We start from the raw sequence: 14,430 nt of genomic DNA on the forward strand, positions 1-14,430 counted from the left end.
CATTGTTATCGCCATGTTAACAATGGACACCACCTGTCCATTAATTCTCTCAGGGATTGTTTATAAAACAGTCTGATGCTGCTGTGGACCGCGCCCGTCCTCGTATGGGCAAATGCAAAAAATAGTTCCCGCAGTGTCCATTCCCTGTCCGGCCCCCTCTGTAAAGTAATCACATTAATTTCAGTCAGTTAATCTTCACGGAGAATATTCCATGACACAGGCAGAGCGTCGCCATGACCGGCTGGCGGTCAGACTGTCACTCATCATCGGTCGACTGGTGGCGGGCGAAACCCTGAGCCTGGCGAAGCTTGCCGTCGAATTCGGGGTGTCAGTTCGCACCCTGCGGCGGGATTTTCGTGAGCGGCTGATGTATCTGGACCTGGAGTACCGTCAGGGGCTCTGTCGCCTGCGTACCGGAGGTAACGGTGCACAGGGTGAGCTGGATGTGCTGACCTTTGCCCACCGCACCGGGCTTGCTGATGCCTTCCCGGGCTTTGACCGCAGACTGGTCAGTGCCCTGCTGGCGTCGGATGATGCACCCTGTCTGGTGTGGCAACTACCACACGGGGTGAGTCCCTCCGGCTCACTGGTGTTTTACCGGCTCGTCAGTGCCATTACTTCCCGACAGCGGGTGACGCTGCTGGGCGAGGGGCAACGCAGTGAGAGCCTGGCTCCATACCGTCTGATTTCCCTGGCTGGCTGCTGGTATCTCGCCGGTGAGTTACGGGGACATGTCACGGTCCATCCGCTGACGGACATTCACGCCGTCACGGTGCTGGATATGACTTTTACACCCAGAAAAACCATCAGCCAGCTAACCAGTCAGGCTGCTTTTATTCGCGCACTTCCTCACTTCAGTGTCATTCGCGAAGCCCTGTTCCTGACCTCCCCTGGCAGGGGCTCAGCGGACAGCGCTGCTTAATCAACATCCGGCCTGCACCGGTCTTTCAGAGATAAGGAGAATCATGAACTGGCATTACGAGAAAAATGGTATCCGTCACGACGGTATCAGCGAAGAAGAAATGGCGGCCCGCATTAAACGCGGCGAACTTACCGCCTCCACACTGGTGTGGCAACCAGGTATGGCCGACTGGCAACCCTTATCCGCCACCCCGCTGGTGTCTGCGCTGGCACAGTGCATCACACCGCCTGCTCTTCCGGGGCACCGCATTCCGGGCGGTGTCGTCTTGACACTGGCCTTTGCCCCGTTCATAGGCTATGCGCTTGAGCTGTGGACGGCCGGACTGAATGGGATGGCGTTTGAGGAAGCCTATGACGTCGTATCGGGTGGGCAGTACTGGTTTATCACACTGCTGCTCAATATCGCCCTGGGTTACCTGGATGAAAGACGCCTGCGTAAGGCCGGGGTGGATACCGCAGCCTTCGGCAAGCTGGCGTGGCTGGTGCCGTTCTATCTCTGGCGACGGGCGAAATCACTGGGACAGAAACCCACTTACTTCTGGGTCTGGCTGGTGATGCTGTTCCTGACGCTGGTGGCCTGATGTATTCCCACCAGCCTTCAACCGGTGGCTTCTCTTTTAAGGAAATCATTATGAAAAAACTGTTCAGAACGCTGCTGATAGCAGGCAGTTTGTTGACCTGCGCCACAGTGCAGGCTGCGCCCTATAACCGGGTGCTGCCCGCTGCGGTGAATAACAACAGTGGCAATATTTTCTGGTGTGATGCTCACCGGCAGGTCACCGGGAAATGTGAAGCTATGTTTGCTGACCGCAACGGTGGAATGGTGACCGTCCGTTCCGCCCCGCTTAAAGACTGCGAGGGTGGATTGTGGGGCTGGATAAGCATCCGGCGCGATGAAGCGTCAAAAGGTTTCACCATCACGCCTGACCAGAAATTCGGCGTCACTGTAAAAGACCTGTGTCGTCCCGGGACGATTGCCACCTTTATGCCCAACCACAAAAAGCCGGATTACGACGACCTGGTGGTGCTGTACCAGGGCAAAGAGCTGTTCCGCTATAAGCGTTTTTAATTAAGCCATGACTGGTGCAGAACAAATCTGCGCAGCCATACACCACTGATGATTCAGGGAGTCAACCATGTTCAGAATGATGATTACAGCATCCGCCATTGTGCTGTCTCTTACCGCTTTCACTGCCAGTGCAGCACAGTTACCCGAACACCTGATGGATAAAGACAATCCGGGCGAGTCGTACTGGTGCCAGGGTGACGATATCAACAGCTCCGTCTGCTCGCTGAGCGGTGTCAGTGACGACCATAAATTTGCACTGATTCAGGACTGGCCGGGCACTGCCTGTGCTGATAATAATTTTGGTGTTATCGACCTGGTACATGAGACCGGCATTAATGTGCCCTACGATGGCGGTGACTGTCAGGGTGATGTCAAGGCCAGTTTCGTGCGTGGTGCGAAGGATAACGGCCTGTATGTGAAGGTTATCCGGGGCAGCAAAATATTGCTGATGTATAAAGTTAAAACCGGATACTGATACTGCTATCGACACAAAATATACAAAGCCCCTGTTGCTCACGCAACAGGGGCTTTTTGCATTTAAGAATCGCGTGATGTCTGAGCCAGCAGAAGAAAACACGCTAACTTTCATTAAGGAAAGAATATGAAATTCAATCCATACATTCACATTTTACTGGTAGCGAGTTCCCCCACTGACGGCATTAATAATCCTGATTGCTTCCGGCAGTCGGGGTTTTTTTTTTTGTCGCTTAATATCGACCAATAGCCCAAGCACTTACGAACGACGAGTGCAGTGGTCAGTTTCTTTCTTCAGGTATCATGCAGGTATGATTGGTCGCATTACTGAAATGCATGGCGGCTATTACGCCAGAGAGTATGACTTCGGCAATTTTTTTGAAGCGAAGGTTGCCGCGGGTCTTGCTGATTTTTCGGCGCGATTAGATAAGCCATGTAATCAGATTTTGTTGGCAATGGTGAACGAACGCATATTCGGCTCTGTTGCTATTGACGGTGAGGACTTGGGAAATAATGAGGCGCATCTGCGCTGGTTCATCCTTGACGATGGCTGTCGTGGCAGCGGACTGGGTAGAAAACTCATTGCAGAAGCAATGCGTTTTTGTGATGAGCAAAAGTTCACTTCGGTACAATTATGGACTTTTAATAAACTTATCGCGGCAAGACGATTGTACGAATCATTCGGATTTGAGTTGTCGAAAGAATGGGAAGGCGATCAGTGGGGCAGTACCATTACTGAGCAACAATTTACTCGAAAAATTATCTAAACATCGCTAACCAATTACTCTTTTGGACATGATGTTTTTGCAGAATTGTTTCGACTAGTCACTCATTCCAAACTGGTCATGTCCGTTCTTAGCACTAACGTGCCTCTCGAAAATCTTGGGCTGCTTTGAGCTAGAAACAGACGTGAGCCTAACAGCTACGTGGCTGCAAGAGTAGATTATATTGCAGCCACTGCTTTATGAAGGGGCAAGCCATCAGCCGCGACTCCCGCGCAATCATGGGCTAATTCCAGTAATTGTCTTTTAATTGTTTTGGCATCTACCGCCATATCTACCGTAGCAAAATGGATCTTATGTCCCTGAGTGACAACATATTCATTGAGCATATAGCCAACGGCGGGATGAAGCAGAAGGCCAGCAGCATTGAGCGAAAGTGGGTCCGCCTGGCTCTCTTGAGTTCTAAGGTAGGTATATAACTGATAAATATAGCTATTACGCAGAGATTTCTCCCGATGCCAGCCCTTTGTCAGGATCGCATTAAACTTGGTATCGATAATAATGCGCTGCTGGGCCATCTTGTGTTCAAGAATAATGTCAGACTTCATCGTCGGAAAAATCTCTGCGCTGCCCGCACTTTGCTCGCTTAACGCCCATTTCAGCTCTTTCCCGGCAGAGATCCGCCAGGTTGTTTTGGCGAGGTGTACACGATAAAAGCCCGCAATACCTTTTTCAAATAGCTTTCTCATCCAGTAAAGATTATCTGAGGGCGCGGGCAAAAGATGTTGCCCTTGATCTTCGGTCGGCATCAGCAGTTCAAAAGCTAATTGTGCAGCATCGACCATCGGTTTATCAGCGGCATCATGGCGTCCAAAACGCCGCACCGAGGGCAGTTCGCGGTTGTCAGGATACCCTCCGTTTATTCCCTCACGGCGAAGTGATAATGCCATAGCGTGGCAATCTGCTGCCAGCGACGGCTTCGCTATGATCGGAGTTAGACGTTCTAACGCGCAGCGAACATAGCGGTTTCGCGGGGTGTCGAGGGTCATGTCCTGAAAATGGCAGGCGACCCGACCCCGCTCCAGCAACTGATGACTGGTCGTATACAGTACATCAATGCGTCCTCTCACCCGGTTCAGGGCCGCATGACGGGTTTGGTATCCCATGCTTAAATTGCGATGACGGCGCAGCGCAATCTCATGTAGCAATATTGTCGCCACCAGGTCGGGTATTTCTGCCGGGTTATCTTCAACCGCAATATGCCTGCGTCCCAACTGGCGAAACAGATCTGAAGCGTACAGCATCAGCAGCCAAAGATTTCGCACGGGAATGTGTGACGCTTTATGTTGCTCACTCCCAGTGATTGTCGTCATTCTGCTAATAACACTTTTCTGGCTTCGTCGACTTTGTTCGGTGCATCAAACCAGTATTCGGCTAGCAAAGGGCAGATCTCTGTATCGACGACCTGTTCATACCAGGTCTGAGCTTCGTTGATTTGCTGACCGGTGGCTGGGGTGACGTAGCTGTGACCGATACAAAACTGCGGCCCTAAGGTGACATCTTTTGCCAGAATCTCGTTTAGCGCCGTCAGTCGAGATTCGATGATGGCTAACAGGTCTAAATCAATTGCGAATTTATGATTTACCCAGTTTTTCCACGCGTCATTAAACGCTGGCTTTAAATCGATAAATGCAAAACGGCGACGCAGTGCCAGGTCGAGTAGTGCCAAGGAACGGTCTGCAATATTCATCGTGCCGATGATATACAGATTCTCAGGTATGTAGATTTTTTCATCAGTATTTTCACTGTAGGAGAGCGCCAGCGCCTCGGTCGGTGTGCGTTTATCGGCTTCCATCAACGTGAGTGTTTCACCGAATATTTGCGCCGGATTGCCACGGTTAATCTCTTCAATAATCACCACATATTTCGCGACAGGATTATTGATCGCAGTTTTGATTACATTCACAAAAGGTCCATCGATTAGCGTTAATCGCCCCTCTTTTCCTGGACGCCAGCCACGAATAAAGTCTTCGTAAGAGAGGTTCGGGTGAAATTGCACCGCGCTAATACGCTCAGGCGCTTGTTCTCCCATTAAGCAGTACGCCAAGCGGCGTGCCAGCCAGGTTTTCCCTGTTCCTGGTGGCCCTTGTAGGATCAGGTTTTTCTTGTCGATCAGGCGCTGAAGTGTGAGTTGGATCTTCGCCTTTTCCAGGAAACAGCCCTCCTGAATCAGATGACTGATGGCGTAAGGCGTGTGAGTGAGTTTTGGTGGTGGTGCACTCTCTTCAACTGTTTCCTCTGTTATCGTCTGGGATTCGTTTTTCTCAAAATTCAGGTATTCATAATTTCCGCGCTCAAGAAATTTTAACTCATCATCATCGCGTAATTTCTGCAGATAAAAGGAGATTGAGCTTATAACCGTTTTGCTCTCAGGACGTTCTGCCTTGAATACGTCCAGGTAGTTTTCTTTCAACTCCGAAGCAGTGAAATAAGGGCTCTCTTTTTTCAGGCATAACGCCTTAATTTTATTCAGTAGAGAGGCTTTCCACGTTCGATTTTCTACTTCATCTTTAGACTGGCTAAGGTCGGTATGCCACGCTGACAGAGAGAGTTCCGGGAAGGAATGAACCGGATAGTTGGGTTGGGTAAAGGCCTTGTTAAGCGCCTGCATAATGCTTAGGTAGCTTTGCCCACTGCAGCGACCTTTTACTCCGTTTTTAAGGATCTTAATGTTTAACACTTTCTGGATGTAATACTGCGACTGGCTATCTAAAGTGGGGTAGAACCAGGGACGGGTCCAGTACAGCCCCATGGTCAGATTCCAGCCGACATTCCTCACTGCAGAAGCGATGTCATATGCGGAAGTGAAGTCTGCGGAGTTGGTATTCTCGTTATCCGAAAACGTCATTGCCTGTGAGAACATCTCCCACAAGCGTTCAATGTCATCAGGATCGCGCGATTTTTCATAACCAAAGAACCAAGATTTTTGGTTATTCAGCAGCGGGATGCCAGCAAATGAGTCAGGAACCGGTTCGTTCACGCCCAACAAATTCGCCAGCCTGGCGGCAATAATTTTGCGATTGGTGTCGGTCAGGTTGCGATTGAACAAGCCCATGGTAGTAAACGGACAAATGTCTTTTAAAGGAAAGGCCTCACCCTTGGCGGGTTTGTCCTGCAGATGGGACATCCCGTCGACATCTGCGGCAATCAGGTGAATGCCTTTGACTAATTCGTCTCTCCGGTTCCGCCAGGTCAGTAACGCGCTGGCAAAAGCCTCATAAAAACGAGCCCAAGCAAATTTGACGTCATGTTCTGCTGTGTCCACGCTTCCTCCCTTATGCTTGTTGAGCATTGATAACTTATCTGTGTGAATTTTAATATATTATTATCAGGCTCGGGAAACTTAAACTACCGATACAAGGATCGGCATGCGTTTTTCAAAAGATCACACCCCACCAGCTCAACCCGGTTCCCGTCCGGATCTGCAATCACCGCTTCATAAAACCCATCCCCGGTCATACGCGGTGGGCTTAGAGCGGTCGGAGAGAAGCAAAACATGAATGGTATGCTGTCTACCACCAATCCCGAAAAAGGTCGTGCATGACCGTTTTTGGCACGCAGCAGATAGGCTGGGTGGTCATCAGGTCTGATATGAGCGAGGAACAGACGTTGGCGGTTCTTCTAACAACTGTAACTGCATGACTAACATTGAGGAAACATGATCAATGGGGAGGATTACCCTATCGGAGCGGCGAAGCCGTGACGCTAGCCTTACAGTAGCACTACGTTTTCAGCCGAAACAGTGAAATAAGGAGCTAGAATGCCCGTAAGACCAGCGCCACAACGATTTGAATGCCCTGAATGCCGATGGCATAAAGTCACTGCGCCTCGCAGTGATGCACTCATTCGTGGCGTCGATTTTTTTGATGTATGTCCACACTGTAAAAATGAGAACCTGGTAGCGGAGTCTTTAAGCTTTACTCAAGACTGGCTTCACCGCCTGCTGCCTGGGCGCTGATGGCCGTTGCCCATGTTATTACCTTGATTATTTGACAAGATAAACCCGTTTTCCAGATGAATTAACTGTAAGGGACAAGACAGTAATGCTAAAGAATCAGCAGCAATTTGCAGAATATTTGCAAAAGCTCGGCACACTTCTGCAAGAGTCACAGATTTCTTGGGATCGCAATTTACTTGCTCAGGTTGAAAATACCCAACTTCTTCTCCCGGTTATTGGCGCGTTTAGTGCAGGGAAAAGCTCACTGCTCAATATGTTTATGGGTGCGCCGGTGTTACCTGTGGGTATTGCCCCGGAGACAGAACTGGCAACAGAGCTACATTTTTCCAAAGAGCCGTGGTTGCAGGCTATCCGTCACGACGGCAGCGAAGATCGTCTGGCACCCGAAGAGCTCCCGCAGGTGAATAAAAAGTCCGCTGAGTATTCCCATTTACGCCTTTATATCAATAGCCCGGCGCTGGAGGCCATTGCGCCCCTAATCCTGGTGGATATGCCCGGCTATGGCTCCTCATTAGAAAACCATAACAAAGCGCTGTCTTATTATCTGCCGCGCGGGGTGCATTTTATTGTGGTGACAAGTGTGGAAGATGGAACCGTCACCCAGTCTATGCTGCGTAATCTCGATAATATTAAGACCTACGAAAGTGATTTCTCATTTATTCTCAGCAAGACCAATTTGCGTGCGCCGGAACAGGTACAGGAAATATCAACGTATATCGATGAACAGCTCCAGCTTTACTTCGGGGCAGAAAAACAGATTATTGCATTGGGTAACCAGTCTGCGAACGCACTGAGCGACTTCCTGAGAGTGGTTGATCCTGAGCGTCTCTTTCATAATCTGTTTATTAACCGTCTGAAGGATCAAAATTTCGATTTGATCAATCAGATTAATTTCGCCAGCAATATCGTTAAAAACAGCGAAACCAGTAATGCCGATGCCCTGCTCGCCCTTGAAGGTGCATTAGCGGAGTTGGTTGCACAGCGCGATAAAACAGAGCGCGAAATGAATTATCGCTTCTCCGCCCCGCTCGTCACACGTTGTATTAACGCCATCGAACATGATCTCACTAATCAGGTTGATCGACTTGCACATCTCTCTACGACGCAAAATGCCGCTCCGGCACTAGAGCGTGAGATATCCGATATTATTCGTGGCAATTTAACCGAAAAAATAAAACGTGAAATGGATCAAATCTCGTCTGAGTTGATCGATGAACTGTCGCTGAGCCTAACGAAAAATAACGCCATGATGGTCACACTGGATCCAAACTGGGTGACTAATATTGCTGAAAAAACAGAAGGAAAACTGAAAGCAGTCAGCAGTTTCCTGGAAAACATGAGCAGCAATTTTGCCGCGAAAGAAAATGCAGGAAAATATTACCGCCTGCTTTCCACCGTTCTGGCCGTAACGACAAATGTACTTAACCCGGTACTGGAGCTGGTTATTGTCTTTTTACCCGATATTCTTCGCCTGTTCTCTGCGTCCAGTGCCCAGGAGCGCGCACGCGCTAATCTGTTAAACACAGTCTTCCCTGGCATAAAAAGTGAGATGAGAAAGGCGCTACCCACCATTGTAGACGAGCAGTTAACCATTCTGTTGAACAACGTCAGCAACGAATTTGAAGGCCAGATTAACCAGCAAAAAACACTGATTGCAGGCTATCAACACGAACAGGCCCAGCAGCAGGAGGTGATTAACCAGCAACTGGAAACTCTCCAGGCGCTGTTAGTCGAAATAAAAGCGTTAGCAACAACCTATTTATACCGTTAAACAGGGCAAGAATATGGACTATCACTCTCTGATCGCTAAGACACGCAGGCTCGAAGCCCTGTTTCCTGATATACATGACCTTTTCGAGCAGGAAATTCAGCAGCTAAAGAATAAGCACCTTCTTGATAACGCCACGTCACTGGAAGCCGCTTATACGAATCTGAATAAAGAAGGTCGCCAGCTGAACATTGGTGTCGTTGGACGCGTTAAGGCTGGAAAATCATCGCTATTGAACGCCCTGTTTTTCGACGGGGAAAATATTCTGCCGAAAGCAGCAACCCCCATGACAGCAGCACTGACAACACTATCCTGGGGCGAAACATTTCACGCAACCATTGAGTTCTTTACCCCCGAAGATATTAAGCAGATCGAACTAAATGCGAACACCTACCGCTATGAGCTGAAAAGAATAAAGGATCGGAAATACGAAGACTTTGCTGCAAGGGCGACGACATCGCAACCACTTGATGAAGAGAAAATAGCCAGTCTCATTCACAAACAGGCTCTTGCTGAGATCCAGAATACCCTGCCAGACTTGTGCGCTGCCTTTGATCAAACTGAACGCATGCAGCAGTCAGGACTGAGCCATAGTGATCTACAACATGTCGGGGCTATTGAGCCAGAAAGCCGGGAAGCCCTCTCCGCAGAATTGCTCAATTATGTCGGCGCAAGCGGAAAATATATGCCTTTTACCAAAGTAGTGCATATTGCCATGCCGCTTGATTCGCTTAAGGATATTTGCGTTATCGATACACCGGGGATGAACGATCCCGTCCAATCCCGCGAAGCGCGTACGGTTGACCTGCTAAAAACCTGTGACGTGGTCTTTATTGTCAGCCCCACCGGCCAGTTTTTAAATGAAAACGATCTGGAACTGATGGGGAGAATTACGGCTAAGGAGGGCGTTCAGGAGCTGGTGTTGCTGGCAAGCCAGGTCGACACGCAACTTTACGGCAGTGAAAAACGCCCCCGAATCAGCGACGCACTCGATAATATTAAAAAATTACTCGCTCAGCGGGCATCCACCACTCTTAGCAGCCTCAAGCGCAGCTACCCTGAAATCGGCACCGTCTTTAATGCTATTATTCGCTCGCCCGAGCAGCATTTGATGCATTGCTCAGGGGTCGCGCATGGGCTTTCACAACGGCTTGAGTATCCCACCCGCTGGGATGCTAATGAAAAAATCACCTGGGATAATCTTACGCATGATTACGCTGATTTTTTCAGCGCCGATAATAATGAATTAACACATAACAGCCTGGCAGCGCTGGCGAACACCGACAATATCCTTAAAAGACTTGATGCGGTACGGCGGAAAAAAGATGAAATTATCGCGCAGAAAATGCAGGCATTATTGACACGTAAAGAACAGACGTTTAACGCGTTTATGGCAGAATTGCAAAACCAAATTGAACAGCGTATTACGCTCATCAACAGCACTGACCTTGACGCGCTGACGAAACAGCGTAAACAATTACAGTTAAAACGTGACGTGCTGGATAAAAAACTCAATGTCACTTACGGAAATTGTTTAGAACAGTATTATCACGTGGTCACTACCGGATTAAATAACGAGGCAGATAAACTCTTTACGCAGGCCAATAATTCAATCGACGAGCAAACATCCAGCGAAACCACGGAGGAGACCCGTGATAAATCTGGCGCAGGAAACTGGCTGGCTCGTAAGCTGTGGGGCGGCGGTACGGAAACGATCACCCGCACCAGTAAAGTGGTATTTACCGCTCAGATTTATGCTGCGCTGCAAGGCGTGACGAATGATTTTTCCAAAAAATTAAAGCATGCATACCAAAAACAAACCAGTGATTTAGATAAAAAAATCAGTTCGGAAATCACGCCGCTTGTTGATAAAACACTGGAAGGTGAATGTGATCCTAATATGATCGCAGACACGGTACTTACTGTTCTCTCAAAACTCGAACCGGCCTCTTTCTCCCCTGAAATTGCGTTACCCCCAGAATTACAACCGCGTGGGAAATTAAAAGGCGCACCTGCCGAAGAGTATATTGATTTTGCCAATAATTTTTCGGCCAGATTTCGTGTCGAGGTTTACGGAAGTATTGAGCGCTTTTTTGAGAAGGCGAAAAAGTCGATGTCGATACCGATATCTGATGTTTTCGTCAATGAACTGGATTTAAAAATTCTGCAAATCACCAACCAGGTCGAAAACGGTACCCAGACCATTGAGCGCCTCAGGCGTTTCTCCGCACAATTGCAGGAGAAAGCATGATGACAGAATCTCTGCAGATCAATCAGACGATCTATACCGACCTTCAGACCCTCAGCCATTTTTGGTGCTTTAAGCGCAAACCGCTGGCGTCGGCCATTTCGCAGATGATGAGTGATTTTGAAGCTCAGGTGAATGAGCAGATATTAGACCTGACACTGGGCCACCAGGAAAGACTGGCATTACTGGAAACGGAGCACAGCGAGCAGATTTCCGACCTGACGCAACGTCATCAGCTGGCACAGGACGCACAAAAGCACTTTTTAACCACCAAAATAGATGACCTTGAGGCGCAGCGCATTGAGCAGGTCAGCCGCAATATGCAGTTAACAGAGCAGGTTGCTTCGCTGAATGAAAGCGTTATTGAAGTGGAAGCATTGCTTTCAAAAAACCGCGCCAATATGCAGGTTTTGCAAGAGTTAAAACACGAACTGGACACCACCCATCAGCAGCTACAGCAGGATTATACCCAGCTCTATCAGGATAGCCTGACGCTGAACGAACGCTTCACGTTGGTGCAATCCATTTTGGCGGCAAGCCCCGCCAAAAATCTTGGCCTTGATACGTTCCGCAACTTGCTCAACAACAATTACGCCGAATTCGCCGCAGAAGAGTCGTCGCTTGCAAATGAAGCGGGAGCCTTGCTGGCGCTGCAAAAAATCGCCAGCGAGCTCGAACAGGCCAATGCCTTCCCACCGGCGTCGGGCAAAACCCTCATCGGGGTAGCTGGGGGGTTCAGCAGCGGGAAATCGGAGTTTATAAACAGCTTTATTAAAGACAGCAGCATTAGGCTGGCGACCGGAATGAACCCCGTGACAGTGATTCCAAGCTTTGTGGTTTGCGCCCCGTACTCACGCATTTGCGGCTATGCCCACAATGGTGGCTGCGTGACCCTGAGTAATAAGATTTACAAAGCACTCTCACACGATTACGTCGCTGCTTTTGGCTTTGATCTTCGCAGCATTATGCCAACTATCAGCCTGCAAGCGCCGATGGACGAAGCTCTGTTCGAGAATATCTGCCTTATCGATACTCCTGGATATAACCCCGGCACTGGTAGCCAGGTCGAAGCTTCCGACAAGGACACCAGCGTAAAATTTCTTGAACCCTGCTCTGCAATGATCTGGGTGATTGGTCTGGATCCTGCGGGAACAATCTCACAGACAGACATCGAGTTTATTCGCCAGTTACCTTTCCGGGGCGAAGATCTGTATCTCATTCTGAACAAAGCAGACGTGAAATCCCAGGAAGATACTGAAGCCATTATGGAAACAGTAGCCGATGAACTGACTCTGGCTGATATCAGTTGCGCCGGAATAACAGCATACTCATCAACGCGAAAACGGCGTTATGCGACGTCTGGTCTGACTTTTGATGACTTCTTACTGTCAAAAAATAAGCGGCATAACATTACATCGGGCTATACAGATAAGATAACCAGCGTCTTTAAACTGTATGACAAGGCGCTGAAAGATGATCTTGATCGTGTTCAGCAACTGCGCGTGAAGATTAAAGACCTACAGTTGAGAACCCTGAAAGAATCCGGGGCTAGTGGATTAAAAGAAATAAACCATGTCACCGACTTCTTAAGCCAGCAACTCGGTAATGAAAAGCTATTGGAAAAACTTATCGCACAGTCGAAACAGCTAAATGCGGCATTCTCTGCGGCTGCAAGACAGGTTATTTCTGTTATTCAGCAAGGTGAAGCTGTGCAATAAACGGTGTGAAACCAGACATCCACGCGGTAGCGTGGATGTGAAAAGGGTTTCGGGAAAGGACTAGGGACGCTGGCAATATTATCGGCTTTAAGTTGTTGGTAGAACGATGTGATCATTCACACCATCAAACACCTTTGAGCTTATCGCCAATGAGTAGTTGCAGATGAAAAACAAGGCAGAAATCATCCCCGCACCAGATTCTTAAAATTCTTCAGGAAACTGCAAAACGAGGAGCACCGACAGCTGTCGCAGAAGCCCGTCGCACCGTTTCATTAGTTTACGAGTTGGCTTAGAGCTGGTAACGATCCAGTATGGCCTGTGCGCAAGGCCCTTCCAGCTGAAAAGACACAGCACAAACAGGCACTGAATCCTCAGCAAATCGGGAAGTTATTAAGCTGTGACTAATCAATTTGCTGCGCACGTTGGTCTGGACTGGGCTGATAAAAACACGATGTCTGCGTTCAATTTAAAAACGGCGAGCGCATATTCCATGTGGTTGAACACACTCCGGAAGCGCTTGGTATCTGGCTCAACGAATTGCACCAAAAGATGAAAGGCGGGATCACTATCGCCCTTGAACTAAAGAAAGGCCCGGTGGTGTATGCTCTCCAGAAGTACCCATTTGTCACTGTTTTTCCTGTGCACGCGTTGTCACTGGCCCGCTATTGGCAGACCTTCTGGCCAAGCGGTGCTAAGGATGATCCACAGGATGCTGAGTTAGCATTAGAGTTAATGCTGCGTTACCCCCAGAAGATAAAAGCCATTGAACCCGACAATGCGGATATGGTTAAGTGATATCCCGGCTATCAACCAGGAATTGATTTATGCTTTCGTACCTACATTATCAACGTTCGTAAATTGTCCCGTTCGGGCGCATGTACATACCATCACTCAGACAAATGTCTTCGCCATCCTCAACACATAGGTCAGAATAAATATTGACCATGCCAGGTTCGACAATATTCGTCGAACTCCCATGAGCATCGAAGAGCTCAAAGAAGCGAGTGACCCATTCCTCGTTGACCTCATCTTGTATAGTTTTGCCGTGATCTATAGTAATGGAAAACATGGAGATGCATTTATTCTGAAAGCGGTCTACTTTATTCTCAGGTTGAAGATGATTTTCTTGGGCTAACGTCTCAGCGACCGAAAAAAGGAGCTTCTGGTCTACTGGCAGCTTGTATCCAATAGTCACCCCACCCCCTATGCGAATTCTCTCTTCGGGCCTCGTTGGTGTCTGCACTTCAAAAGAGTTACCATCATCATTTTGAGCTAAAAAGCGGACGAAAACCGTGTCTCCACGGACTAACATCCAATCCTTTCCATGTTTTGGTTTCATTGCTTTAACTATCTGCGGTTGTAATGCTGACATGCTCATGATGTTGGATACCGAAAAGAAAAACAGGAAAGAGATTATACCGACTAAAGTGTTTTTTTATAGCTCCGCCACTCTTGGCGAACATCATAGAAAATGACGCTTCAAGCCAACGCC

General features: G+C 48.6%; 10 protein-coding genes and 4 pseudogenes. 10 read left to right on the plus strand and 4 right to left on the minus strand.

The features are described from left to right. The first annotated feature begins 211 nt into the window (after positions 1-211). From EL015_RS02690 to EL015_RS02710, 5 genes and pseudogenes are all read left to right on the plus strand, one after another. On the plus strand, positions 212-922 hold the full coding sequence (locus tag EL015_RS02690) for a transcriptional regulator (RefSeq protein WP_005190424.1): 711 nt from the start codon (positions 212-214) through the stop codon (positions 920-922). A 43-nt stretch (positions 923-965) separates the two neighbouring features. Continuing rightward, the gene (locus tag EL015_RS02695; RefSeq protein WP_005190421.1) at positions 966-1,502 is read left to right on the plus strand and encodes a GYF domain-containing protein; all 537 of its coding nucleotides are present in this window, start codon (positions 966-968) and stop codon (positions 1,500-1,502) included. Between the two features lie 50 nt (positions 1,503-1,552). Then, positions 1,553-1,990, plus strand: coding sequence for a hypothetical protein (locus EL015_RS02700; protein WP_032907496.1), 438 nt, complete (start codon positions 1,553-1,555; stop codon positions 1,988-1,990). Positions 1,991-2,066: 76 nt separating this feature from the next. Beyond that, the gene (locus EL015_RS02705) at positions 2,067-2,465 is read left to right on the plus strand and encodes a hypothetical protein (protein ID WP_005190417.1); all 399 of its coding nucleotides are present in this window, start codon (positions 2,067-2,069) and stop codon (positions 2,463-2,465) included. A gap of 298 nt (positions 2,466-2,763) precedes the next feature. Further along, positions 2,764-3,231, plus strand: a pseudogene (locus EL015_RS02710) (GNAT family N-acetyltransferase); the annotation flags it as partial. 176 nt (positions 3,232-3,407) lie between these two features. Here the strand turns inward: EL015_RS02710 and mcrC are convergent. The 3 genes and pseudogenes from mcrC to EL015_RS21850 form a co-directional block, all read right to left on the minus strand. Beyond that, the gene (gene mcrC / locus EL015_RS02715; protein ID WP_032907458.1) at positions 3,408-4,559 is read right to left on the minus strand and encodes a 5-methylcytosine-specific restriction endonuclease system specificity protein McrC; all 1,152 of its coding nucleotides are present in this window, start codon (positions 4,557-4,559) and stop codon (positions 3,408-3,410) included. Then, positions 4,556-6,511 (minus strand): AAA family ATPase, encoded by a 1,956-nt coding sequence (locus tag EL015_RS02720; protein ID WP_005190407.1) that lies wholly within the window; start codon positions 6,509-6,511, stop codon positions 4,556-4,558. The genes mcrC and EL015_RS02720 overlap by 4 nt, the downstream gene beginning before the upstream one ends. Positions 6,512-6,594: 83 nt before the next feature. Further along, positions 6,595-6,720, minus strand: a pseudogene (locus tag EL015_RS21850) (hypothetical protein); the annotation flags it as partial. Between the two features lie 569 nt (positions 6,721-7,289). Between EL015_RS21850 and EL015_RS02730 the strand changes: the two are divergent. From EL015_RS02730 to EL015_RS02750, 5 genes and pseudogenes are all read left to right on the plus strand, one after another. Beyond that, a complete protein-coding gene (locus EL015_RS02730; RefSeq protein WP_005190404.1) occupies positions 7,290-8,975 on the plus strand; it encodes a dynamin family protein in 1,686 nt (561 codons plus the stop codon). Positions 8,976-8,988: 13 nt separating this feature from the next. Further along, positions 8,989-11,223, plus strand: a complete 2,235-nt coding sequence (locus EL015_RS02735) for a dynamin family protein (RefSeq protein WP_005190401.1) — start codon at positions 8,989-8,991, stop codon at positions 11,221-11,223. Further along, positions 11,220-12,938, plus strand: coding sequence for a hypothetical protein (locus EL015_RS02740; protein WP_050413774.1), 1,719 nt, complete (start codon positions 11,220-11,222; stop codon positions 12,936-12,938). The genes EL015_RS02735 and EL015_RS02740 overlap by 4 nt, the downstream gene beginning before the upstream one ends. A 185-nt stretch (positions 12,939-13,123) precedes the next feature. Further along, positions 13,124-13,337, plus strand: a pseudogene (locus EL015_RS21855) (tyrosine-type recombinase/integrase); the annotation flags it as partial. Next, a pseudogene (locus EL015_RS02750) lies at positions 13,336-13,724 on the plus strand (IS110 family transposase); the annotation flags it as partial. The pseudogenes EL015_RS21855 and EL015_RS02750, both read left to right, overlap by 2 nt. A gap of 58 nt (positions 13,725-13,782) precedes the next feature. Here the strand turns inward: EL015_RS02750 and EL015_RS02755 are convergent. Continuing rightward, on the minus strand, positions 13,783-14,316 hold the full coding sequence (locus EL015_RS02755) for a hypothetical protein (protein ID WP_241971669.1): 534 nt from the start codon (positions 14,314-14,316) through the stop codon (positions 13,783-13,785). Positions 14,317-14,430: the final 114 nt, after the last annotated feature.

The organism is Yersinia intermedia (assembly GCF_900635455.1).
In the GTDB taxonomy this organism is placed as follows: Bacteria; Pseudomonadota; Gammaproteobacteria; order Enterobacterales; family Enterobacteriaceae; genus Yersinia; species Yersinia intermedia.

Bases quoted from the DNA above. Each gene is read 5' to 3' on its own strand.
- EL015_RS02690 (WP_005190424.1), top strand. From the start codon at position 212: ATGACACAGGCAGAGCGTCGCCATGACCGGCTGGCGGTCAGACTGTCA.
- EL015_RS02695 (WP_005190421.1), top strand. From the start codon at position 966: ATGAACTGGCATTACGAGAAAAATGGTATCCGTCACGACGGTATCAGC.
- EL015_RS02700 (WP_032907496.1), top strand. From the start codon at position 1,553: ATGAAAAAACTGTTCAGAACGCTGCTGATAGCAGGCAGTTTGTTGACC.
- EL015_RS02705 (WP_005190417.1), top strand. From the start codon at position 2,067: ATGATGATTACAGCATCCGCCATTGTGCTGTCTCTTACCGCTTTCACT.
- mcrC (WP_032907458.1), bottom strand. From the start codon at position 4,559: ATGACGACAATCACTGGGAGTGAGCAACATAAAGCGTCACACATTCCC.
- EL015_RS02730 (WP_005190404.1), top strand. From the start codon at position 7,290: ATGCTAAAGAATCAGCAGCAATTTGCAGAATATTTGCAAAAGCTCGGC.
- EL015_RS02735 (WP_005190401.1), top strand. From the start codon at position 8,989: ATGGACTATCACTCTCTGATCGCTAAGACACGCAGGCTCGAAGCCCTG.
- EL015_RS02740 (WP_050413774.1), top strand. From the start codon at position 11,220: ATGATGACAGAATCTCTGCAGATCAATCAGACGATCTATACCGACCTT.
- EL015_RS02755 (WP_241971669.1), bottom strand. From the start codon at position 14,316: ATGAGCATGTCAGCATTACAACCGCAGATAGTTAAAGCAATGAAACCA.